Genomic DNA, 21,400 nt, shown 5'->3' with positions numbered 1-21,400 from the left:
TCAGCGCGCGACCAGCACCGGCACGGGGCTCAACGCGATGACCTTCAGCGCGACCGAGCCGACGAACAACTGCTTCAGCGCGCCACGGCCATGCGTGCCGACGACGATCAGATCGGCCTTCGCCGCCTTGGCCTGCTTGACGATGCTTTCGGCAGGCTCGCCCACCACGATCTTCTCCGCGAACGGCAGCTGCGCGCGCTTGAGGGCGGTGCGCGCCTTCTTCATGGCATAGACGCCGTTCTCGGCGTGGTAACGCTCCACGCCGTCGCTGCCCAGTTCCAGTGCGACCGAACGCAGCAGGGGCGGATCGACATACAGCAGGGTGAAGGTGGGCGTCTCCGCCAGCGACTTGCCGAACTCGACCAGGTGCCGCACGGCGGCCAGCCCGATCTCGCTTCCATCCACGGCCAACAGGATCTTCATCGTCGTGCTCCGCGTGCTGGGCGGACACACGATGCGCCGCCGACACGCCGAGCATGCGCCCGCCGGTGGCGGTGCGCATTGATCGGGATCAAGTCAGGCGGCGGCGACCACGCGGTCCCGGCCGCCGCGCTTGGCCTCGTACAGCGCCTGGTCCGCGCGTCGGAACAGGGTCTCCGCCGTATCGTCGCGTCCGCGCGCCGCCAGCCCGATGCTGACCGACACCGGCAGGCCGATCGGCAGCAGTCCCACGCTCTGGCGCATGAATTCGCACTGCAGGCGGGCCTCCTCCAGCGAGGCGCCCGGCATCAGGATGACGAACTCCTCACCGCCATGGCGCGCCGCCAGCCCGCGGCCGGCGGCCTGCGATTTGAGCATGTCCGCGAGCGCGACCAGCACGCGATCGCCTTCGTCGTGCCCATGGATATCGTTGACGGTCTTGAAGTGGTCGACGTCGAGCACCGCGACGGCGAGCGGATCACCGCTTTGCGACGCCTTCCGCAGGGCGGCGTCGAGCGCGGCGGTGAAGGCACGGCGGTTCGGCAGGCCGGTCAACGGATCAGTCTTCGTCTGTTCCGACAGATCGGCGTTCTGCTGCTCCAACTGGTCCTGGTAGTGCTGCATCTGCTGCTCGTACCACGCGCGTTCGTGCAACTGGTGGCGCAGCTGCTTGCTCACGCGGCGCAGCTCCAGCAACTGCACGATCTGCCGCGACAAGGCGTCCAGGGCCTGCAGCTGGAACGGCGCAAGCTCATGCGGCTTGTCGTCCACCACGCACAACGCCCCCAGCGCGAAGCCATCCTGCGTCACCAGCGGCGCACCCGCATAGAAGCGGATGCCGTTGGCCGTGGCCACCAGCGGGTTGTCGGCGAAGCGGTGGTCGCGGGTCGCATCGGGCACGACGGTCGCCGTCGTCGGATCGAGCACCGTGTGCGCGCAGAACGAGGTGTCCAGCGAGGGATCCGGGCTTTCCATGCCCACCTGCGCCTTGAACCATTGGCGGTCGCGGTCGATCAGGGTGACCGCCGCCATCGGCACGCCGCAGATGCCGGCGGCGATGCGCACCAGGTCGTCGAATGCCCGTTCGGGTTCGCTGTCGAGGATGTCGAAGCTGCGCAGCGCGGCGAGACGGGCTTCTTCGTTGTCCGGCTTGGACGGTCGGCTCATGCCATGGTTCAGGAGTCGGGACGGCGGCAGTATGCCCGCGTTCTTCCCGCAGGTAAGCCACGCGACCGCGAACGCCGTCACGCTATCGCCTCACCAGCTCTCCTGCTGCGGCAGCAGGCCGCGCAGTTCCTGATCGGTGAGATTGCGCCAGCGCCCGACCTTCAGGTCGCCCAGCTTGATGTTGTCGATGCGCACGCGGCGCAGTTGAGTGACGCGGTACTCGAACGCCGCCGCCATCAGGCGGATCTGCCGGTTCAGCCCCTGCGTGAGCGTCACGCGGAAGCCGAACTTGGCGATCCGGCTGGTCCTGCATGGCAGCGTCATCTGCCCGTGCACGCGCACGCCGCGCGCCATGCCGCGCAGGAATTCGTCGGTCACCGGCTTGTTCACCGCGACCAGGTACTCCTTCTCGTGCCGGTTTTCCGCACGCAGGATCTGGTTGACGATGTCGCCGTTGCTGGTCAGCAGGATCAGTCCTTCCGAATCCTTGTCGAGGCGGCCGATCGGGAAGATGCGCTGCTCGTGGCCGATGAAGTCGACGATGTTGTCCTTCACCGACGACTCGGTGGTGCAGGTCACGCCGACCGGCTTGTTGAGCACGATGTATACGTGCCTGCGCTTGCCGGCCTTGACCGCGCGTGCCTTGATCGCCTGGCCGTCGACGCGCACCTCGTCGCCCTCGCCCACCACCGCGCCGACGCCGGCGGCGATGCCGTTGACGGTCACGCGGCGCTCGGCGATCAGGCGGTCGGCCTCGCGGCGGGAACAGAAGCCGGTCTCGGCGATGTGCTTGTTGAGGCGGGTGGTCATGCCGCCATTATCCGGGATCGGCGCGGCGGCGTCGCCGTCCTCAGGCCGATTCGGCCAGGGCCGTGCCGGCATGGCCCCAGGTGGCGGTCAGTTCCGACAGCGGGCACGGGACGTGCACGGCATAGCCCTGCACATAGCCGATGCCGAGTTCGCGCAGCGGCGCCATCACCGATGCGCACTCCACCCATTCGGCGATGGTCACCTTGCCCAGTGCCTGGCCCATCTGGCTCATCGACCGCACCAGTGCCAGGTCGGCATCGCCCTGCGACAGGTCGCGGATGAAGGCACCGTCGATCTTCAGGATGTCCACCGCCAGCCGCTTGAGATAGCCGAACGAGGAGAGGCCGCTGCCGAAGTCGTCCAGCGCGATGCGGCACCCTCGTGCGCGGACGGCGCCGATGAAGCGGCAGGCATCGTCCATATTGGCGATCACCGCCGTTTCCGTGATCTCGAAGCACAGGCTGCGGGCCACGGCCGGGTACTGGTCCAGCAGCGCGGTGATGTGGTCCAGGAACGCAGGCTCGGCGATCGACTGCGCCGACACGTTCATGTGGCAGAGCTTCAGCGTGGCCAGGTGGGCCGGATGTTCGGCGAAGTGGCGGAACAGCGCGTCCGCCACATAGCCGTCCACCGCCATGCCCTGCCCGTAGCGCTCCATCGCCGGCAGGAACACGCCGGGCGCATGCAGCTCGCCATCGCGATCGCGCAGGCGCACCAGCACCTCGTATTGCAGGTGATCGGTGCCATCCAGCGCGACGATCCGTTGCGCGTACAGCAGCAGGCGGCCTTCGGCGATGGCCAGTTGCGTGTGCGCGACCCACTCCAGTTCGCGCCGCCGCCGCGACAGGCTGGGATCGGACTCGCGATAGCAGCGGATGCGGTTGCGCCCTTCTTCCTTGGCGACGTAGCACGCCGCGTCCGCCGCGCGCAGCAGCCAGTCCACGTCGACCGCGTCGTCGTTGATCCCGGCCACGCCGATGCTGCAGTTCAGGCCGAACGTGCGGCCACCCCACACGAAGCCGGCATGCGCGAGCGAGGCGTGGATGCGTCCCATCGCCACCTCGGCTTCCTCCAGCACGGTGTCGTGGAGCAGGATGGCGAATTCGTCGCCGCCCAGTCGCCCCAGCCAGTCGCCGCGGCGCAACTGCGTGGACACGGTGGTGGCGAAATGGCGCAGGAAGCGGTCGCCGGCCTCGTGGCCGCAGGTGTCGTTGACCAGCTTGAACTGGTCCAGGTCGATGTAGCACAGCGTGTGCCGCCCCTTCGCCTGCCCGAGCACGCAGTCCAGGCGGCGCGCGATCTCGCGCCGGTTGATCAACCCGGTCAGTTCGTCGTGGCTGGCCTGGTGGGCGATCTCGCAGGCCAGTTCGTGCGCTTCGGAGACATCCTCGGCCAGCACGAAGACCTGGTCTTCCGCCGGCGTGCGGCCGGCCACCATCGAGGCCGTCCAGCGTACCCACCGCACGTCGCCATCCGGACGCACCAGCCGACGTTCGCCCGGTTCCAGCATGCGCAGCCAGTCGATGCCGCCGGCCTCCGTGCGGTGCAGGTCATCGGCATGCATCACCTCGTGAAGGCGGCAGGCGCGCAGGCCGTGCAGCGGCAACGACAGGATCTGCGCCAGCGCTTCGTTGGCCTGGGTGAAGCGGCCGTCGCGGTCCAGCTTGAGCATGCCGACCACCGACTGGTGGAACGCCATGCGGAACTCGCTCTCGGTCTCGCGCACGCGATGCAGGGTGCTGCGCATCACGTGCAGCGCGTAGGCGCACAGCACCAGGAAGACCAGTGCGCTGAGCGCGAGCAGCGTGCGCCGCATGAAGTGCGCGCCATCGGCCAGCGAACGCGAGAAGGCCAGCTCCTTCGGCCGCAGGCGTGCATCGATCTCCAGCAACTGGCGCCGGTAGGCCAGCACGCTGGCGGTATCGAGCGGGCCTCGGGCGATCTCCGCCTCCAGCGTGTCGGCCAGCGCGACCAGTTGGTCGATCTCGATCTCGGCTTCGCGCCACAGGCGCACGGAATCGCGGAAGTACGGCGCCCGGGCCAGCGCGCGGTACATCCAGATCATCCGGTCGATGTCGGCCGGCGCGTTGCCCCCCTGCAGGAAGCCCGCCCGGGCGGTGGCGAGATCCACGGGGCGCTGCTCCAGCGCCAGGCGGCCGGCGCGGTCGCCGAGCGGCACGCGCAAGGCGTCGCGCGCGATATCCAGGTCGGCCTGGCGCCCATGGCCGGCATACCGGTAGAGGCCCAGCACGGCGCGCTGGTGCGCCTTCGACCAGTGGCTCTCGCCGATGATGTAGGCGGTGGCGCCCGCCTGCGTCTCCAGGACGGCGGCGGTCAGCGTGGCGCCCAGCGCGAACAGGACGATCAGCGCCAGCACCCGGGCCGGCAGCCGCCGCAGGCTACGGTCGTCTTGGTCGCGGCCGGAACCGTTCCGGACGCTGGCTTCCCCGTTGTGCACGCTCACTCCTGTCGATCCCGGAAGGAACGGCCCGACACCGGACTTCCCCCTGCTTCATCGGCCCGCCGGACGTCGGCTTGAGGCCGCTGGTCCGGTGTGGACGCGATCCGCCGTCTGCTGGCCGCGCTGCGTCAGTTATCGCCGCCCGGCGCAGCTTCGGCGTCGACCACACGGTCGCGGCCGGCGCGCTTGGCGCGGTACATGGCCTCGTCGGCACGGCGCAGCAGCGATGGCGCGTCGGCGTCTTCCTCCGCCAGCGTGGCCAGCCCGATGCTGGCGGTCACCACCAGGCCGTCGATGCCCAGTCCACTGCCGGCCGCGCTCACCTGCTTGCGCATGGCCTCCAGCCGCGTGCGCGCGGACGCGCCGCCGATGCCCGGCAGCAGCACCAGGAATTCCTCGCCGCCCATGCGGATCACGTCCGCCGGGTCGCGCACGGCGGCGGTCAGCGTCGCCGCCACCGCCACCAGCACGCGGTCGCCGGCTTCGTGCCCGTGCACGTCGTTGATGCGTTTGAACAGGTCGATGTCCAGGAAGCCCACCGCCAGCGTGTCCTCGCCGGCACGCGCATCGCGCATATGCTGCTCCAGCCGCTTCAGGCCGGCGCGACGGTTCGGCAGGCCGGTCAGTTCGTCGGTGTCGGCCAGCGCGCGCATCTCGTCGCGCTGGCGGCGCAGCTGCCCCAGCCGCAGGTTCAGCACGTAGGCGCTGACGGTGAGGAACCAGGTGATGGACAGCTGGATCGCTTCCACGCGGTATTCGATCAGCAGGCAGCTGTCGGCCAGGTCCATCGCCGCCATGGCCAGGAACGGCAGCACCGCGGCGAGCGCGGCCGTCGCGTCGGCGCGGTGGCGGCGCAGCAGCGCCAGGCCCAGCGCGAACACCAGGACGCAGCCGACCACGAAGCCGGTATCCATCGCGATGGCCAGCCGGGACAGGCCCGCAGGCGGCAGCCAGACCGTCGCCAGGCCCAGCGCGCACAGGCCGGCGGTGAGCCACGGCAGCCAGCGCCGGGTGGCGGGCCAGAAGCGCGCGCCGCCCACCAGCAGCCACATCACGTACAGCAGCACCGGCAGGCCCAGGCAGGAAAACGCCACCAGCCAGCGCGATTCCTGGCCGTCGACCGGCAGCCAGGGCTCCGGATAGCCGCTCAGTCCGCTGAGCACCGACTGCCCCAGCACGCTCAACGCGCACAGCAGGGTGTAGCCGAAGAAGGCGCGGTCGCGCGTGCTCAGGAATCCCATCAGCGCCATGAAGGCCAGCGCGATGGCGATGGCCACGCAGGCCGTGCGCACCAGCAGGCGCGCGGTGTCGAACTGCTGCACGGGACTCGGCGCGCCGATCCGCACGGTCGGGATCCAGCCCGGCTTCAGCGGCGTCTCCCAGCCGACCTGGATGGGTTCGCGGTTGCCGGCCGGCGGCACCACCACCATGCCCACGCCCGCGCGGAAGCGCGAATCGCGCGTGCGTGCGTCGTGCATGCGGCCGCAGATCTCGCGGTCGCCGTGGTGCACGCGCACCTCGCCGGCGAAGATGTTGAACACGTTGATGGCCTGCGGCGCGCCCGACCAGCCGCCGGGCGGCGCGGGAATCTCGACCCGTTGGGTCAGTCCGGCCTGCATCGCGGGCGTGCAGTGACGCTGCGGGGCCTGTTCCGACGTGGGGGCGCCGGTGACCAGGTAGTCACGGCCCGGCTGGGGGGTCGCCAGCGCCGGGCACGACAGGGCCACGAGCAGCAGCAGCCACCCCGCGATCCCGCCGATTCGTCCCCCATTCCCCTTCACAGACACTCCGGTACGTCGCCGCTTCCCGACCTCCGGTGTGCTGGCTTGCGTCTACGAAATGCAACTTCCGTGCCACGGCCGGCGCGCTGCCGCCGGAACCCGCATTACGTCCGTCGCCCGCACGCCGGAGCCCTCACTCGCGCGGCGGTCCCTTGCGGTGCGGCTTGCCGGCGGGCTTGCCCGCGCCGAACGGTTTGTCGCCGCGCGGCTTGCCCTTGCCCGCACCCGGCCCGCCGAAGCGGCGCGGCGGTGCGTCGCCACCGCCCTCGCCCGGCTTGTGGATGCGCAGCTGCTGGCCCGACACCCACACCTTCTTCAGGTGCATCAGCACCTCGCGCGGCATGCCTTCGGGCAGGTCCAGCGTGGTGTGGTCGTGCTGGATGTCGATGCGGCCGATGTACCGGCTTTCCAGCCCGGCCTCGTTGGCGATCGCGCCGACGATGTTGGCGGGCTTCACGCCATGGGCATGGCCCACCTCGATGCGGTAGGTCTCCATGCCCACCTCCGGCTTGTCGGTGCGCGGCGGCTTGTCGGCGCGCGGACGGTCGGTGTCGGGGCGCTCGATGCGCGAACGCTCGGGCTTGTCGACGCTGCGCGCCGGGCGCTCGCCGGGGCCGTCCTCGCGGCGGGGCCGCTCGTCGCGCTCGCGGCGCGGTGCGTTGCCGTAGGTTTCGCTGCGTACCGGACGCTGCTCGCGCGGCGTGCGCTCCTGCGACAGCAGCAGCGGCTGATCGCCCTGCAGCAGCTGCGCCAGCGCGGCGGCGATATCGACCGCCGGCACGTTCTGCTCGCGCTCGTAGCGCTCGATCAGCGCGCGGAACTCGCCCGCCTTGCCCGAGGCCAGCATGTCGGTGATGCGCGCCAGGAACTTCTCCACGCGGCGGTCGTTGACCGCTTCCACGCTGGGCAGCTGCATCTCTTCGATCGGCTGGCGGGTGGCGCGCTCGATCGACCGCAGCATGCCCTTCTCGCGCGGGGTGACGAACAGGATCGCGTCGCCGGTGCGGCCGGCACGGCCGGTGCGGCCGATGCGGTGCACGTAACTTTCGGTGTCGTACGGGATGTCGTAGTTCAGCACGTGGCTGATGCGCTCCACGTCGAGGCCGCGCGCGGCCACGTCGGTGGCGACGAGGATGTCGAGCTTGCCGTCCTTGAGCTGCTGGATGGTCTTCTCGCGCGCCGCCTGCTGCATGTCGCCATTGATCGCCGCCGCGGCCAGCCCGCGAGCCTGCAGCTTGTCGGCCAGTTCCTCGGTCGCCGCCTTGGTGCGGGCGAAGACGATCATGCCGTCGAACGGTTCCACTTCCAGGATGCGGGTCAGCGCGTCCAGCTTGTGCATGCCGCTGACCCACCAGTAGCGCTGGCGGATGTTGGCCGAGGTGGTGGTCTTGGAGGCGATGTTCACCTCCACCGGTTCCTTCAGATAGGTCTGCGCGATGCGGCGGATGGCCGGCGGCATGGTCGCGGAAAACAGCGCCACCTGGCGCGTCTCCGGGGTCTTCTTCAACACGGTTTCGACGTCGTCGATGAAGCCCATGCGCAGCATTTCGTCGGCTTCGTCCAGCACCAGCGTGGTCAGGCCGGACAGGTCCAGCGAACCGCGCTCGAGATGGTCGATGACGCGGCCGGGGGTACCCACCACCACATGCACGCCGCGCTTCAGCGCCTGCAGCTGCGGGTAGTAGCTCTGGCCACCGTAGATCGGCAGCACGTGGAAGCCGGGGATCTTGCCGGCGTACTTCTGGAACGCCTCGGCCACCTGGATGGCCAGCTCGCGCGTGGGCGCCAGCACCAGCGCCTGCGGGCCGCCGGCACCCGGCTTGAGGTTGGCCAGCACCGGCAGCGCGAACGCGGCGGTCTTGCCGGTGCCGGTCTGCGCCGTGCCCAGCACGTCGCGGCCGGCCAGCATGGCGGGGATGGTGGCCGCCTGGATCGGCGACGGCGTCTCGTAGCCCACCGCGGTGACGGCGGCCATGACCGTCTCCGGCAGGCCGAGATCGGCGAACAGGAGGGGGGCGGACGAGGGGGATTCGGTGGACATGCGGAGACTCCGGGGGCGTCGCGGAGCCGCACGCCGAGCCGCGTATTGTGCCCCTTCGGGGGCCTCCTGTCGCGTCGCAGCACGCCCGGGCGTTCACATGCAAGGGCGGTGTGATGGTTTCCCCGCGCCGGCGAATCACCTTGCAGACCGCACAATCGACCCGGTGCAGGAATGGAATCGAGCCTTGCCATGACATCCCAGACGGACACGGCCCGCCGTGACGGCTTCCAGACGCTGCTGCAGCACCATCGCGGCATCGTCGCCAAGGTCGCCGGCACCTACGCCTGGCACCCCGACGACCGCGACGACCTGATGCAGGACATCGCCACGCAGCTGTGGAAGGCCTGGCCTGGCTACGATCCCGCCCGCCCCTTCGCCACGTGGATGTACCGGATCGCGCTGAACGTGGCCATCTCGGACGTCCGCAGCCGCACGCGCGGGCCGTCGTCGGAGACCTGGAACGAAGACCACCACGACCTCGCCGACCCGCATGCGCACGATCACGAAGGGCGCCAGCAGGTCGACCTGCTGTACCGCTTCATCCATGCGCAGCCGCCGCTCGACCGCGCCCTGCTGCTGCTCTATCTGGACGACCGCAGTCACCGCGAGATGGCCGATGTGCTGGGCCTGAGCGAGACCAATGTCGCCACCAAGATCAGCCGGCTGAAGCAGCGGCTGCGCAACGAACTCTGACCCCCGACGCCCTCATACGGAACGACGACCATGGAACCCGATGACCTGAAACTCGCCTGGCAGACGCTGTCGCGCCGCCTGGAACGGCACGACGCGCTGCAGGCGCATGTCCTGCTGGAACAGCGCAAGCAGCGCGCCCTGTCCAGCCTGCGCCCGCTGGTGTGGGGGCAGGTGGCGCAGTTGCTGTTCGGCATCCCCTTCATCCTGCTCGCCGGCCTGCTGTGGATCCGCGGCGGGCAGTCGGCCGACGGCCTGCCCTGGACGGTGCTGGTGTCCGGCGTGGTGGTGCAGCTCTACGGCATCGCGACGGTCGCGATGGCGGGGGAAACCCTGCGCCGCATCCGCGAGCTCGACTACGCGCAGCCGATCGTCGAGATCCAGAAGCGGCTGGCCACCGTGCGCCGCACCTACATCCTCAACGGCACGCTGACCGGGCTGCCGTGGTGGTTCATGTGGGTGCCGGTACTTGTGGTGCTGACGGGCCTGGGCGGCGGCGACCTGCTGGCCAGGGCACCCGGCATCGCCTGGATCGGCTTGGGCGTGGGCGCGGTCGGCCTGGCGGCGACGGCCTGGTTCCACCGCTGGTCGCGCAACCCTGCCCGCCCGCGCCTGGCCAAGGCGATGGACGACAGCGTCACCGGCGGCAGCCTGCGGCGTGCGCAGGCGCGGATCGACGAGGTCGCGCGCTTCGAGGCCGAGTGAGCGGGCAGTACACTGCGCGCATGCAACGCATCGACTTCGACCTGGACGCCGGCCACGAGTACGTGGAACTCAACCAACTGCTCAAGCTGGTCGGCATCGCCGACAGCGGCGGCCAGGGCAAGGCCATCGTGGCCAGCGGCGCGGTGACGGTGGATGGCGCGGTGGAACTGCGCAAGACCGCGAAGATCCGCGCCGGCCAGGTGGTGCGCATCGACGACGCCGAGATCCGGATCATCGACGCGCACGGCTGAGCTCGTCCGCCGGCGTCCACCGCACGGCGCGCGACTCACCACCATACGGGCCAGAGCGCAAAAAAGCGTCTTCAGAGAGGCAGGACGCCTCTCTCATCAGACACCGGGCCTCTCCGAAGCGGCACAAAGCCTTTCCAGAGCAGGACAAAGTCTCTCCCGAGCGGGAAAAAGTCTCTCCAGAGCGGGACCCAAGCCTCTTTGAAGAGGCTCAACACCTCTCTGGAGCGGAGTAGAGCGTCTCTCGTGTGCCCCCAAGCCTCCCTGGAGCGGGAGAAAGCCTCTCAGGAGAGGCTGGCAGCGTCTCTCGACACACGCTGAGCCTCTCCAAAGAGGCTTGGCGCCTCTCTCGGCACCTCACGCGCGCGTCGGGCCAGGCCCGGCCGGCGATCCGCCTGCGTTGCCGGCTCACGGCAGCACGCACGTCCGTCGCCGCTTACGGCGACGTGCCGGCCGTCTCGGGCAACACCACCGGTGCCTCGTCACTGTCGGCCATGCGGTCGAACTCGGACAGCGGGCTGTCGGCCGGGCATTCGGCATCCGGGAATCCGAACCGCGTGCGCAGCGCCAGTCCGCAGGCCTGCATCTCGTCCAGCCCCGCGCCGGCGGTCTTGCACTCGCCATCGAAGCTGCGCATGAAGGCATCGCGACGCAGCACGAAATCCTCGCCGCAGCGACGCATCAGCCGCAGCCGGTCCAGGTCGTCCTGCGCGGCGTTGGTGCCGTCCAGCCCGTATTCCTGCAGTTCGTCCTTGCTCAGCAGGCGCAGGCGGCGGTTGGGCACGGTCATCATCAGGTCGGCGATGGCGACCGCCACGCCGTTGCGCTCCAGATAGTCCTTGACGCGTCCGTAGACACCGCGCAGTTCGTCGTTGAGCTCGGCGCGCGTGGTGGCGGTGGAACTCATGCGGATGATGCGGTGCACGCCCACCTTGCCGGAGATCAGACGGTTGTCGCCCGCCCCCAGCACGAACACGCAGGCGCTGTGGCAGATCGAACCCTCGCGTACCCAGATGGTCCAGCCATCCGCCCCGATGACGTCGCCGGCCTTGATCGCATCCTCGACCTGTCCGCCGGCCGAATCGAGGTCTAGGATGCGCTTGTGGATGCCCATGCGGCCGGCGATGTCGGCCACCCGAGCGACCAGGTCGGTGAAATCGGCCGCGATCTTGCCCTGGTAGCGCAAGCGCAGCACGCCGCCCTTCTGGCAGGGCGACAGCGCATCGACCACGCTGAAGAAGGCGAGCGACTCCAGCGGGGCGCCGTCGCCTTCGTCGGTGTTGTACTCGGCTTGGCAGCTGACCCGGGCCTCGCCGGACTGCACGGTTGCGGTCGGCCAGTCGGTCGGCAGCCCTTCCGCCGGCGCCCTGGCCGGCGAGGCCGGCGGACCGGACGACACCGCGCCATCGCCCCGCTCCGCCTGCTGCGCCGGCGTGTCCTGCGCCGGCGACGCGGCCGCCGGGGCTTCGGCCATGGCATCGGATGCGACATCCTGTTCCGACGGACGACAGGCGGCCAGCAGTACGGCGGTCAGCAACACGGCACAAGCGAGAAAAGGAGTGCGGGACAACATCCGGTCGATCACGTCACGACGCCCGGCCGCGAAGGCCGGGCATGAAGGGGAGCGGCCTAGTCTAGGGTCAAACCCGGCGCACGGCCCCACCGTGCGATGAATCCGCCGCGCGCGCCGCTTACAACAGCGCCCACAGCAGCTGCAGCAGGCCCCACAGCGACACGCCCCAGATCACCGTGCGCAGGTAGGGAATGCCGGCGGCATACACCGGCACATAGGCCAGCCTCGCCCAGAAGTAGCACTGCGCCCCCAGCGCCGTGGTGGCATCGCCGCGCTCCAGCACCACGACCGCGAGCGCGGCGGCGGCGAAGAACGGGAACGTCTCCAGGAAGTTGCGCAGCGCGCGGTCGACCCGCGCGGCCACGCCGGTCAGCGGGGGCAACGCGGCATCGCGTGCGCCGACATTCCAGCCGAGGCCGCGCTGCCGCGTCGTCAGGGCCGCGCCGAGCAGCACGTGGACCAGGCCCAGCGCGACGGACCACGCGAGCATCTTCAGTTCGATCGGCATGACGGCACTCCCGGGTGGTGGTGCCTCACTCTAGCGCGGACGTCCACGCATCGGCGGCCCCGCCCCTCCCCGGGACGGCACCAGGCGATCGCGCCGGGTATCGGCGCGGTGCTGGCCGACAGGTCCAGCGTCGTTGATCGCCCATGCCGCGCGCGACGCATCAGGACCGCGGCGTGCGTGTTCAGGCACATGCATGCGTAGCGACCCGCCGATGTGCGGGAAGAGCGACACCGGTCACAGCCCTGCGCAGTGGCGCTGCCGCGCCGGCGCACGCCAACACCGGTGCACCGACCTCGCGTGGCCATGCGCTATCGGTGGACGGGAACGCTTGTGCGGCGCGCGCACTACACGCATTTCGTCCACGCGCCATCGGCGGCCGCTGACGCGATGCCATCCTTGCGCGCGACATACCCACTGCGTTCGAAGAACAACACGACCGTGCTTGCGGCTTGCCGGTGATTTGGGTATCACAGTGCCACGGGGTGTCGGCTCCGCAGGGGAATGCATTGGCAATACACCAGGACCTTCGGCGTCCCGTCCAGTGGGCGCAGCGCTTCGCGGCTGCGTTCGCGTGGCTGCTGGCCGCCGCGTTCATCCTGGTGGACGCCGGCGACGGCCATGTCCTCGACGACAGCGTGCCGGTCGTGGGCGTGCTGGTGGCCATCGCGACCTGGCGCAGCACGCAGCGGCCGGTGCGGCTGGCGGTGGCCGGGCTGCTGAGCGCGCTGCTGCTGATCCACCTGTGGCAGTTCCACGCGTTGGGCACCTGCCTGGTCCTGGCCGCCGCCACGATCATCGCCTGGATGCGGGTCTGCCGCGGTTTCTGGCCCGAGTTCGTGATGCGCGTCTTCGCCGCCGCGCTACTGCTGCTGGCGATACAGCCGGTGCTGGGTGCCCTGCAGGCCGGCGGTGCGGCGGCCGAGATCAGCTGGTCGCTGTCGCTGTCGGCGCTGGCGATGTTCCTGCTGGTGTACACACCCTCGCTGCGTGCCGGCCGCTCGCTGGAGACCAGTACGGAACTGGTGGCCTTCGTGCTGGCGTTCGCGGTGATCGCCCTGGTCGGCTGGCATGTCCCGGGCAGCCTGGTCGGCAAGATGGGCGTGGACTTCCCGCCGATGCGTCCGATCTCGACGCTGTGCGTGGCGCTGGTGGCGCTGGCCCTGCTGCTGCGCCATCGCGGCGAAGAACGTGCGGCCTGGATCGTCCTGTCCGTGGTCACCGTGCCCATGCTGCTCACGTTGCTGCAGACCCTGGGCGACATCACCACGCCGGCCAATGCGCTGCTGCATCGGCTGGGCTGGCTGCCGCGCGCGACCACGCCGCTGATCGGCGGCTACACGGACTATGGCGTGCTGACCGCCTGGGTGGCGGTGGCCTTACTGCCGCAATCGCTGCAGCGCTGGGAGAACCTGCGCTGGGGCGCCACCCGTGGCCTTGGCATCGCGATCGCGTCCGTCGCCGGGATGGCGGCGCTGGGCCTGCTGATCCAGTTGCCGTACCACCGCGAAGGCCTGTCGATCTACCAGGTCTCACTGACAGCGTCGGCACAGCTGGTGGCGCTGGGGCTGGCGCTGGCCGTCGCCGGCGAGAACTCGCTGCGCGAGCGCCTGTTCGGCGTGCTGCCGATGGCGGCGGCGCTGGTGCTGGGCGGCCTGTACTGGAGCGCCGCCACCGCCGACCGCGATGCGATGGCGCGCAACATCATGAAGACGCAGGCCGCGACTGCGACACCGACCTTCGTGCGCGGCATCGAACTGCGCCGCGGCGCCCTGCGCCAGCTGTCGGCCTCGCTGGCCGCTGCGGAGCCTGCTGCCGCGCAAACGCTGTTCGACCACTACGTCGCCGACATGGTGCAGGCATTCGCGGCGTTCCGGGTGGTGCGCAGCGTCGGCGACGGCAGCGAGTTCCGCTGGGTGCTGCCGGGTTTCGAGGCGCCGGTGGCGCCCTCGCCGCCCGTGCCGGTCGCCGATGCCGGCCACCTGCAGGCGGTCGACGGGGGCTGGTGGCTGACCGTCGATACGCCCGGGCGGCGGACGCAGGCGTTCATCGCGCTGGACGATTTCGTGAGGACGCTGAGCAAGGCGGTGCTGTCCGACCGACCGGTGCGGGCCACCGCCGTCGGCATGCCGACGCTGGAACAGGGCGAGCCGCAGGGCGCGCCGCTGTCGATCGAGCGCGTCGTCCTGCCGGGCCACGAGGTGCAGCTCGAACTGTGGGCACCGCCGGCGCTGACCTCGTTCACGCTGCCGCGGGCGCTGATCGTCGGCGGCCTCAGCAGCGGCCTGCTGATCGCGTTCGTGCTGTTCCTGCTCGACATCTCGCGCCGGCGCTCGTCGGAAGCGGCCGAGACCGCGCGCTCGCTGCTGCTGGAAACCGAGCGCCGCCTGGACGCGCAGCGCCGTCTCAACGACGCCGCCGCCCTGGACAGCGCCACCGGCCTGCCCCGCTTCTCGGCGCAGGCCAACCAGATCAACGAGCGGATCGCCCTGCCAACGGCGTACGGCCACAGCCTGGCCATCGTCGACCTGGACGGTTTCGGCATGGTCAACGATTCGTTCGGCCACGACGGCGGCGACGAAGTGCTGCGGCGCATGGGCCAGCGCATCCTGGCGGCCTGCGACGGCCAGGGCAGCGTCTACCGTTACGGCGGCGAGGGCTTCCTCGCCCACTTCCCCGACGTCGACATCGACCAGCTCACGCGGCTGGCCGAAGACATCCGCCGCGCCGTGGGCCAGCCCATCGCGCTGTACTCCACGCATCCGTCGTTCACCGTCACCGCCAGCATCGGCCTGGCGCATGCGCCCGAACACGGCGCCGACCTGCAGACGCTGCTGCGCAGCGCCGACGACGCCCGCCACCTGGCCAAGCGTGCCGGCCGCAACCAGGTGCGGCTCCCATCGGCCAGCGCCCAGCAGGAAGCCAACGACCGCCTGAGCCGCGTCACCGCGCTGCGCGAGGCGGTGGCGCGCGGCCAGTTGCGGCTCGTCTACCAGCCGGTGGTGGCCGGCGATACCTCGCTGCTCAACGGTTTCGAGGCCCTCGCGCGCTGGCGGCATCCGGCATGGGGCGAGGTGCCGCCGTCGGTCTTCATTCCCCTGGCGGAAAGTGCGGGACTGATGGAGGACATCGGTCACTTCGTGCTTGAACAGGCCTGCCAGCAACTGGCGCACTGGCGCGGCATGGGCCTGCGCACGCTGGGGATGGCGGTCAACCTGTCGCCCAGCCAGCTGGGCCAGCCCACGCTCGCGCCGTGGATCGCCGATTGCCTGCAGCGTCACGACCTGCCCGCCGATGCGCTGACGCTGGAACTCACCGAAAGCGTGCTGGTGGAAGACATGGGCGCCGCGCAGCAGATGCTGCAGACCCTGCACGCGCTGGGCGTGCGGCTGGCGCTGGACGATTTCGGCACCGGTTACTCCAGCATGTCCTACCTGCAGCGCCTGCCGCTGGACATCATCAAGATCGACCGCAGCTTCGTGGACGGCATCGCAGCGGAAAGCACCGACCGTGCGATCGCGCGCACCATCCTCGTACTGGCGCACGAAATGGGCCTGCGCACCATCGCCGAGGGCGTGGAGACGGCCGAACAGATGCGCGCGCTGCAGCAGATGGGCTGCGACGAGATGCAGGGCTATTTCTTCGGCCGGCCGATGGAAGTCGACGAAGCCACCTCGCTGGCCCGCGGCGAACTGCGCCAGGCGGCGAGCTGACGCTCAGCCGCGCAGCAGGCCCGCCATCGCGATCGCACTGCCGCTGTCGGGGAACACCCGCGAATCCAGCACCGAGCCGGCAATGCCCAGGTGATCACCCAGCACGCCCTTGAACACGCTGCGCAGGTCCGTCGTCGCGCGCAGGTCGCGGCCTTCGTTGAGCTGCGACGGTGACAGGCCCGGCCAGTCGCCGGCAACGCGACCGCCGGCAACGGCGCCGCCGGCCAGCATCGCCAGCGTCCCGGTGCCGTGATCGGTGCCGCCGGTGCCGTTGACGGCGGCCGTGCGGCCGAACTCGGTCACCACCATCACCACTGTGCGCGACCACTGCGCACCGATGCCCTCGTGGAACTCGCGCAGGCCCTGGTCCAGTTCGGCCAGCTTGCGCGCCAGCACGGGGCCCTGCTGGGCATGCGTATCCCAGCCGCTGTTCTCGACGAAGCCGATGCGCGGGCCGTCGGCCTGCGCCATGAACCGTGCCGCCGCCGCCATCGCCTGCGGCAACCGCGCGACATTGCCGCCGCCCTGCATGCCCTGCGCGGCCACGGCCTGCTGGAACGGATGCGCCAGCTGCGCGTCGGCGGCATACAGCGGCTGCAGGCGCTGCAGCAGGATCGGGTTGACGTCCTCGGGCAGCGGCGGCGACCACGTAGTCGCCTCGGCGGGACCGCGCAGGATCAGCGGCATCACCGCACTGACCGACAGGGCGCGCGACGCCGGCAGCGCGGCCACGCAGCGGTTGAGCCAGCCGCTGGATGCACCACTGGTCGCGGTGCCGTTCTCCAGATTGTCCTGCGCCTCGAAGTGCGAACGCTGGCGATAGGGCGGCGCCACGGCGACGACCGGCAGCCATTCGCGGCGCGCGTGCAGTCCATGGCTGAACGCCAGCGCCGGATGCAGGGCGAAGTCGGCATCCAACCGGCGCGCATCTTTCACCGTCAGCGCGCCGCGCACGTCCGCCAGATGCGGATCGCCGACCGGGATGACGGCATGCATCCCGTCCAGACCGCCGCGCAGCAGCACGACAAGCAAGCGTGTGTCCTGCGCATCGGCGGCGCGCGCCAGCCGCGGCCACAGGCTGAGCGTGGTCGCGGCACCACCGGCCGCGAGGAAATGGCGTCGGGTCAGTTTCACTGTCAACTCCTCCACTGGAAGGCGGGACTGGCGAACAGCAGTGCCAGTCCTTCGCGCGGCGACTCGGCACGGCGCAGCGCCTGCGCGGTGTCCGCATCCAGGTGCGGGCCGAACAGGCCGTCGGCGATGCGCAGCGGATCGGGATCGGCACCGGCCGCGGTCTCGGCCAGCGCCTGCGCAGCCTGGATGCGCTTCCACACCGCGTCGGCGCCACTCCATTCCGCCGCATCGTCGGCGAAGCCGGCCGGCGAGCGCGGCGTGAACGGCGGCTGCCCCAGCCTGCCCAGCAATGCGATCAGGGCACGCGGCTGTTCGCCCGGCAACGTGCCGGTGCCGCGCAGCGCCGACACGACGAAGTCGTCCGGCGTTTTCAGCTTGCGCGCGTCGGCGGTCCAGGCTTCGGGGCTGTCGATCATCGCCGCGTATACGGGACGCAACGCGCCGCCGCTGCGCATCCACGCATCGGCCATGCGATCCACCAGCGCGCGCGGCGGTGCATCGCTGACGAAATGCCGCGCCAGCTTGCCGCAGACGTGGCGCGCGGTGGCAGGGTGCAGTGCCAGGTCGCGCAGGATGGCGCGGCCCTGGGCTTCCCCCGGTGCCGCATAGCGCTGCCCGAGCACCTGGCGTGCGCCGGCGTCGTGCGCATTCGCGCGGAACCGGAACGCCGTGGTGGCGCCCGCGTCCAGATCGCGCGGCAACGGCACGCTCCAGCCGGTGATCGCGCGCGCGAGTTCGCGCACATCGTCCTGCCTGTAGCCGCCGTCGACACCGAGCGTGTGCAGCTCCAGGATCTCGCGCGCCAGGTTCTCGTTGAGGCCCGGGCGCGACGTGTCGTCGTTTTCGCTGTTGCGACGCTGGCGCTGCGCCAGGCGCGACTGCTCGCCCACCGAGCGCACGTTGTCCAGGTAGCGCAGCATCGCGGGATGCTGTTCCACCGCGATCAGCAGGTCGGCGAAGTGGCCCGCCACGTGCGGGCGTATCGCCTCGCGTTCCATCGGCGCGGCGTACAGCGCCGCCGTCCGCTTGTCGGCGGAGACGGCGAAGTGGTTCGACCAGAACCGTACCAGCCGTTCGACGAAATCCTGCTCGGTGGCGGCCGCCTGCCGATAGCGCCAGCCGAGTTCGATCCACTGCGCTCGGCCGAAGCGCTCGCGGAATCCCATCGCGGCATCGCCGTCATTCCTGCGCGCTTCACGCCGCGCGCGCAGGTAGTCGTATTCCTGCCGAAGATAATCCGCACTGCCCGGCAAGCCCGGAGGCGGCACGACCGCGGGCGCATCGAGCTGGGCATGCAGCCAGCGCTGCGGATCGCCGATGCGGTCCAGCGTGCCGGGTCGTGCGCCCAGGCCGAAGCGGTGGGCGGCGCTGAGGGTTTCGCGGCGGATCATCGCGGGCTCCGAGAGACGACATCGGTTTCAACGCACGGCCCGTGCCTGCGTTGACACGCGCGCACGCATCGTCAGCGATGTCGACACGGCTTCATCCGCCTGAATACGCGGCGCTAGCCCTGATGCAGTTGCGCAATGAACGCACGCCCCGCCGGCCCCGGCGGCGCCTCCTTGCGCCATACCGCACGCATCGGCATCTGTGCGTAGCGTGGGTCGGCGTCGGCGAGGTGCACGCGGGCGAGTCGACCGGCCGCGAGGTCTTCTTCGACGATGTGCATCGGCATGTGGCCCCAGCCGAGGCCGGCGCGCAGGAACGCGTGCTTCGCGCCGAGGTCCGCGAGCCGCCACGTCAGCGGCGACTGCACCGCGAAGTCGCGCCCCGTCGTCAACGGCGTGCGGTCGGTGAGTACCAGTTGCACATGCTTGACCAGCGTCCTGGTCGGCACCGCACCGCGTACGCGCGCCATGGCGTGCGAGGGAGCGACCACTGTGACGAACGGCACCGGCGGCAGCGGCTCCACCGCCAGTTCGTCCGGCAGCTCCGGCAGCGAGCCGACCACGCCGATCCGGCAGGTGCCATCGAGCACCGGCTGGATCACGCCGCCCAGCACTTCCACGTACAGGCGCAGCGGCGTGTGCGGGAACGCGGTGCCGCTGTGCGCGGCGGCGCGGGTCAGCGCCTGCATCGGGAACATCACGTCCACCGCCACCGAGAGCTCCGGTTCAAGCCCTTCGGCCACGCTGCGGGCGCGCGCCTTGAAGGTGTCCATGTGCTCGGCCACCGCGCGCGCTTCCACCAGCAGGGCGCGGCCGGCGTCGGTGAGCTGCGGATAGCGGGTGCTGCGGTCGAACAGGCGTACGCCCAGTTGCAGCTCCAGGTTGGCCAGGGTCTGGCTGACCACCGATTGCGCGCGCCGCAGCTTGCGCCCGGCCGCGGAGAAGCTGCCCTGCTCGGCCGCCGCGATGAAGGTGCGCAGCTGGTCGAGGGTGACGGCGTCGAGCATGTATCGCCTCAAACGATGGATTTCATCGAAATATATAGGCTTCCGGGATGCATGGCGACGACCTAACCTGCGCCCCGTACCCGCTGCACCCACCCATTCCCAGGAGTCCACCATGTCCACTGTCACGGCCGTCCCGTCCACCACCCGCCTTCTCGCCCTGCGTGGCGCCGCCGATCTGGCCGGCCGCACGCTGCTCGCCTCGCTATTCGTCATCTCCGGCCTCGGCAAGCTGGCCGCCTACGCCGGCACCGCCGGCTACATGGCGTCCGTCGGCGTCCCCGGCGCGTTGCTGCCGCTGGTCATTGCGCTGGAAGTCCTCGGCGGCCTGGCCATCGTTGCCGGTTACCGCACCCGCATCGTCGCCAGCCTGCTGGCCGCGTTCTCGATCGCCAGTGCGGTGCTGTTCCACAGCAACCTGGGCGATCAGATCCAGCAGATCATGTTCCTGAAGAACATCGCGATCGCCGGCGGCTTCATCCTGCTGGCCGCGCGCGGCGCCGGCGGCTGGAGCGTCGACAACCGCTGATCGCGTTCGTCCTGCTGCACCACGGACGCCGGCCTCGCGCCGGCGTCTTCGTGTTCCGACTCGGCGTGGCCCCGCACGCCGGTACAAGCTCCGCCGTCGTCGCTATGCCAGCGTGCAGGCTGCCCTGCCGCTGGAGTTCCGCATGTCCGGTCGCCTCGTCCCCATCCTGTGCATCGCAGGCCTGCTCGCCTGCGCGGCCGCACCGGCGGCGGCAACGGACATGGCACGGCTGCCGACGACGCCCTTCGCGATGCTGCCTGTCGATGTGCGCCACCCGGAGAGCCTGGCCACCGATCCGGCCAGCGGCGAGGTCTATGCCGGCACCTTCGACGCGCGCGAGCCGGCCACGGTGCGAAAGAACCAGGTGCTGCGCTTCGATGCCGAAGGCCGGCTGCTGGCGCAACGCGATTTCGGCGCGACGCCCCTCACTGGCATCGCGTTCCGCGACGGCAAGCTGTACGTGCTGAACTTCGGCGCATCGAAACTGCAGCGCCTCGATGCGCGGTTCACGGCCGACACGCCGATCGAGGACCTCGCCACCTTCACCGCGTTGACGCCACCCGCACCGCCGGCGCGCCGCATCGACAATCCGGACGGCAGCCAGGACAGCATCCAGTTCGGATCGGCCGGCTTTCCCGCGATCAACGGACTGGTCTTCGACCGGGCCGGGACGCTGTACGTGTCGGACTCCTTCCAGGGCGCAATCTTGCGCATCGCCAGCGCGACGACGTGCCGACCGTGCCGCGTCGAGCTGTTCGCACGCGACCCGCTGCTCGCGACCACCGGTGCATTGCCCTTCGGTGCGAACGGAATGGCCTTCAACGCGGACGAATCGATCCTTTACATCAACAACGCCGGTGACGGCCGCGTACTGCGCTGGCGCATGCCGGCGGGCGCGATCGATGTGCTTGCGGATGGCGTGTACGGCGCCGACGGCCTGCTGTTCCATGACGGACTGCTGTGGGTGTCGGCCAACCAGATCGACACGCTCGTCGCGCTGGACGAACGGGGCCGCGTGCGCCATCGCGCCGGCGATTTCCTCGGCGTGGGCGATGACGGCGCGCCGCGCGGACTGCTGTTTCCCGCCGCGACCGTGGTGCAGGGACGTCGCATGATCGTCGCCAACCTCGCCCTGCCCCTCACCCCCGCGGTCGGCGATGAGTGGGAAGAAGACGTCACGCACTGGAATCTCATGCAGTTCGATCTCCCCGCTCCGCCGCCTATCCCCTGA

The 21,400-nt window shown here is 70.3% G+C and carries 17 protein-coding genes; 6 read left to right on the top strand and 11 right to left on the bottom strand.

Going from position 1 to position 21,400, the window contains the following annotated elements; all coding sequences use genetic code 11:
• From ASD77_RS11130 to ASD77_RS11105, 6 genes are all read right to left on the bottom strand, one after another.
• Entirely contained in the window at positions 1 to 423 is a 423-nt protein-coding gene (locus tag ASD77_RS11130; RefSeq protein WP_055941526.1) for a universal stress protein, read from the bottom strand.
• Positions 424 to 516: 93 nt separating this feature from the next.
• Positions 517 to 1,587 (bottom strand): sensor domain-containing diguanylate cyclase, encoded by a 1,071-nt coding sequence (locus tag ASD77_RS11125; protein WP_055941524.1) that lies wholly within the window; start codon positions 1,585 to 1,587, stop codon positions 517 to 519.
• A 90-nt stretch (positions 1,588 to 1,677) separates the two neighbouring features.
• The gene (locus ASD77_RS11120) at positions 1,678 to 2,397 is read right to left on the bottom strand and encodes a pseudouridine synthase (protein ID WP_055941523.1); all 720 of its coding nucleotides are present in this window, start codon (positions 2,395 to 2,397) and stop codon (positions 1,678 to 1,680) included.
• A gap of 40 nt (positions 2,398 to 2,437) precedes the next feature.
• The gene (locus ASD77_RS11115) at positions 2,438 to 4,855 is read right to left on the bottom strand and encodes an EAL domain-containing protein (protein WP_162247630.1); all 2,418 of its coding nucleotides are present in this window, start codon (positions 4,853 to 4,855) and stop codon (positions 2,438 to 2,440) included.
• A 131-nt stretch (positions 4,856 to 4,986) separates the two neighbouring features.
• Positions 4,987 to 6,585: a GGDEF domain-containing protein gene (locus tag ASD77_RS11110; protein WP_235578524.1), complete on the bottom strand. Its 1,599-nt coding sequence runs from the start codon at positions 6,583 to 6,585 to the stop codon at positions 4,987 to 4,989.
• A gap of 187 nt (positions 6,586 to 6,772) precedes the next feature.
• Positions 6,773 to 8,680 carry a DEAD/DEAH box helicase gene (locus ASD77_RS11105; RefSeq protein WP_055941519.1) on the bottom strand — a complete coding sequence of 636 codons (1,908 nt, stop codon included), beginning with the start codon at positions 8,678 to 8,680 and terminating at the stop codon, positions 6,773 to 6,775.
• A gap of 189 nt (positions 8,681 to 8,869) precedes the next feature.
• On the opposite strand from ASD77_RS11105, the gene ASD77_RS11100 reads away from it, so the two are divergent.
• From ASD77_RS11100 to ASD77_RS11090, 3 genes are read left to right on the top strand one after another with little or no spacing between them, the layout of a single operon-like run.
• Entirely contained in the window at positions 8,870 to 9,373 is a 504-nt protein-coding gene (locus ASD77_RS11100; protein WP_055943315.1) for a sigma-70 family RNA polymerase sigma factor, read from the top strand.
• A gap of 30 nt (positions 9,374 to 9,403) precedes the next feature.
• Positions 9,404 to 10,075 carry a hypothetical protein gene (locus ASD77_RS11095; RefSeq protein WP_055941517.1) on the top strand — a complete coding sequence of 224 codons (672 nt, stop codon included), beginning with the start codon at positions 9,404 to 9,406 and terminating at the stop codon, positions 10,073 to 10,075.
• 20 nt (positions 10,076 to 10,095) lie between these two features.
• A complete protein-coding gene (locus ASD77_RS11090; protein ID WP_055941515.1) occupies positions 10,096 to 10,326 on the top strand; it encodes an RNA-binding S4 domain-containing protein in 231 nt (76 codons plus the stop codon).
• Positions 10,327 to 10,759: 433 nt separating this feature from the next.
• Here ASD77_RS11090 and ASD77_RS11085 read toward each other — a convergent pair whose 3' ends face one another.
• Both ASD77_RS11085 and ASD77_RS11080 read right to left on the bottom strand, forming a co-directional pair.
• Positions 10,760 to 11,863 carry a hypothetical protein gene (locus tag ASD77_RS11085; protein ID WP_156383603.1) on the bottom strand — a complete coding sequence of 368 codons (1,104 nt, stop codon included), beginning with the start codon at positions 11,861 to 11,863 and terminating at the stop codon, positions 10,760 to 10,762.
• Between the two features lie 151 nt (positions 11,864 to 12,014).
• On the bottom strand, positions 12,015 to 12,404 hold the full coding sequence (locus tag ASD77_RS11080; protein WP_055941513.1) for an MAPEG family protein: 390 nt from the start codon (positions 12,402 to 12,404) through the stop codon (positions 12,015 to 12,017).
• A 506-nt stretch (positions 12,405 to 12,910) separates the two neighbouring features.
• Here ASD77_RS11080 and ASD77_RS11075 point away from each other — a divergent pair.
• Positions 12,911 to 16,114: a bifunctional diguanylate cyclase/phosphodiesterase gene (locus tag ASD77_RS11075; protein ID WP_055941511.1), complete on the top strand. Its 3,204-nt coding sequence runs from the start codon at positions 12,911 to 12,913 to the stop codon at positions 16,112 to 16,114.
• 3 nt (positions 16,115 to 16,117) lie between these two features.
• On the opposite strand, the gene ASD77_RS11070 is transcribed toward ASD77_RS11075, so the two are convergent.
• The 3 genes from ASD77_RS11070 to ASD77_RS11060 form a co-directional block, all read right to left on the bottom strand.
• Positions 16,118 to 17,248, bottom strand: coding sequence for a DUF1501 domain-containing protein (locus tag ASD77_RS11070; RefSeq protein ID WP_055941509.1), 1,131 nt, complete (start codon positions 17,246 to 17,248; stop codon positions 16,118 to 16,120).
• 2 nt (positions 17,249 to 17,250) lie between these two features.
• Positions 17,251 to 18,639 carry a DUF1800 domain-containing protein gene (locus tag ASD77_RS11065; protein ID WP_055941507.1) on the bottom strand — a complete coding sequence of 463 codons (1,389 nt, stop codon included), beginning with the start codon at positions 18,637 to 18,639 and terminating at the stop codon, positions 17,251 to 17,253.
• Positions 18,640 to 18,752: 113 nt separating this feature from the next.
• The gene (locus ASD77_RS11060) at positions 18,753 to 19,643 is read right to left on the bottom strand and encodes a LysR family transcriptional regulator (protein WP_055941505.1); all 891 of its coding nucleotides are present in this window, start codon (positions 19,641 to 19,643) and stop codon (positions 18,753 to 18,755) included.
• A gap of 112 nt (positions 19,644 to 19,755) precedes the next feature.
• Between ASD77_RS11060 and ASD77_RS11055 the strand changes: the two genes are divergently transcribed.
• Complete coding sequence (locus tag ASD77_RS11055; RefSeq protein ID WP_055941503.1) at positions 19,756 to 20,169, top strand: DoxX family protein; 414 nt, start codon at positions 19,756 to 19,758, stop codon at positions 20,167 to 20,169.
• Positions 20,170 to 20,311: 142 nt separating this feature from the next.
• A complete protein-coding gene (locus ASD77_RS11050) occupies positions 20,312 to 21,400 on the top strand; it encodes a hypothetical protein (RefSeq protein ID WP_156383602.1) in 1,089 nt (362 codons plus the stop codon).

Origin of the sequence: Pseudoxanthomonas sp. Root65, assembly GCF_001427635.1 — a bacterium.
GTDB lineage: Bacteria > Pseudomonadota > Gammaproteobacteria > Xanthomonadales > Xanthomonadaceae > Pseudoxanthomonas_A.
Note: the sequence above shows the minus strand (reverse complement) of the source record. Positions and strands in the feature narration are given on the sequence as shown.

Bases quoted from the DNA above. Each gene is read 5' to 3' on its own strand.
- ASD77_RS11060 (WP_055941505.1), bottom strand. From the start codon at position 19,643: ATGCTCGACGCCGTCACCCTCGACCAGCTGCGCACCTTCATCGCGGCG.
- ASD77_RS11120 (WP_055941523.1), bottom strand. From the start codon at position 2,397: ATGACCACCCGCCTCAACAAGCACATCGCCGAGACCGGCTTCTGTTCC.
- ASD77_RS11055 (WP_055941503.1), top strand. From the start codon at position 19,756: ATGTCCACTGTCACGGCCGTCCCGTCCACCACCCGCCTTCTCGCCCTG.
- ASD77_RS11050 (WP_156383602.1), top strand. From the start codon at position 20,312: ATGTCCGGTCGCCTCGTCCCCATCCTGTGCATCGCAGGCCTGCTCGCC.
- ASD77_RS11095 (WP_055941517.1), top strand. From the start codon at position 9,404: ATGGAACCCGATGACCTGAAACTCGCCTGGCAGACGCTGTCGCGCCGC.
- ASD77_RS11065 (WP_055941507.1), bottom strand. From the start codon at position 18,639: ATGATCCGCCGCGAAACCCTCAGCGCCGCCCACCGCTTCGGCCTGGGC.
- ASD77_RS11105 (WP_055941519.1), bottom strand. From the start codon at position 8,680: ATGTCCACCGAATCCCCCTCGTCCGCCCCCCTCCTGTTCGCCGATCTC.
- ASD77_RS11130 (WP_055941526.1), bottom strand. From the start codon at position 423: ATGAAGATCCTGTTGGCCGTGGATGGAAGCGAGATCGGGCTGGCCGCC.
- ASD77_RS11125 (WP_055941524.1), bottom strand. From the start codon at position 1,587: ATGAGCCGACCGTCCAAGCCGGACAACGAAGAAGCCCGTCTCGCCGCG.
- ASD77_RS11080 (WP_055941513.1), bottom strand. From the start codon at position 12,404: ATGCCGATCGAACTGAAGATGCTCGCGTGGTCCGTCGCGCTGGGCCTG.
- ASD77_RS11100 (WP_055943315.1), top strand. From the start codon at position 8,870: ATGACATCCCAGACGGACACGGCCCGCCGTGACGGCTTCCAGACGCTG.
- ASD77_RS11090 (WP_055941515.1), top strand. From the start codon at position 10,096: ATGCAACGCATCGACTTCGACCTGGACGCCGGCCACGAGTACGTGGAA.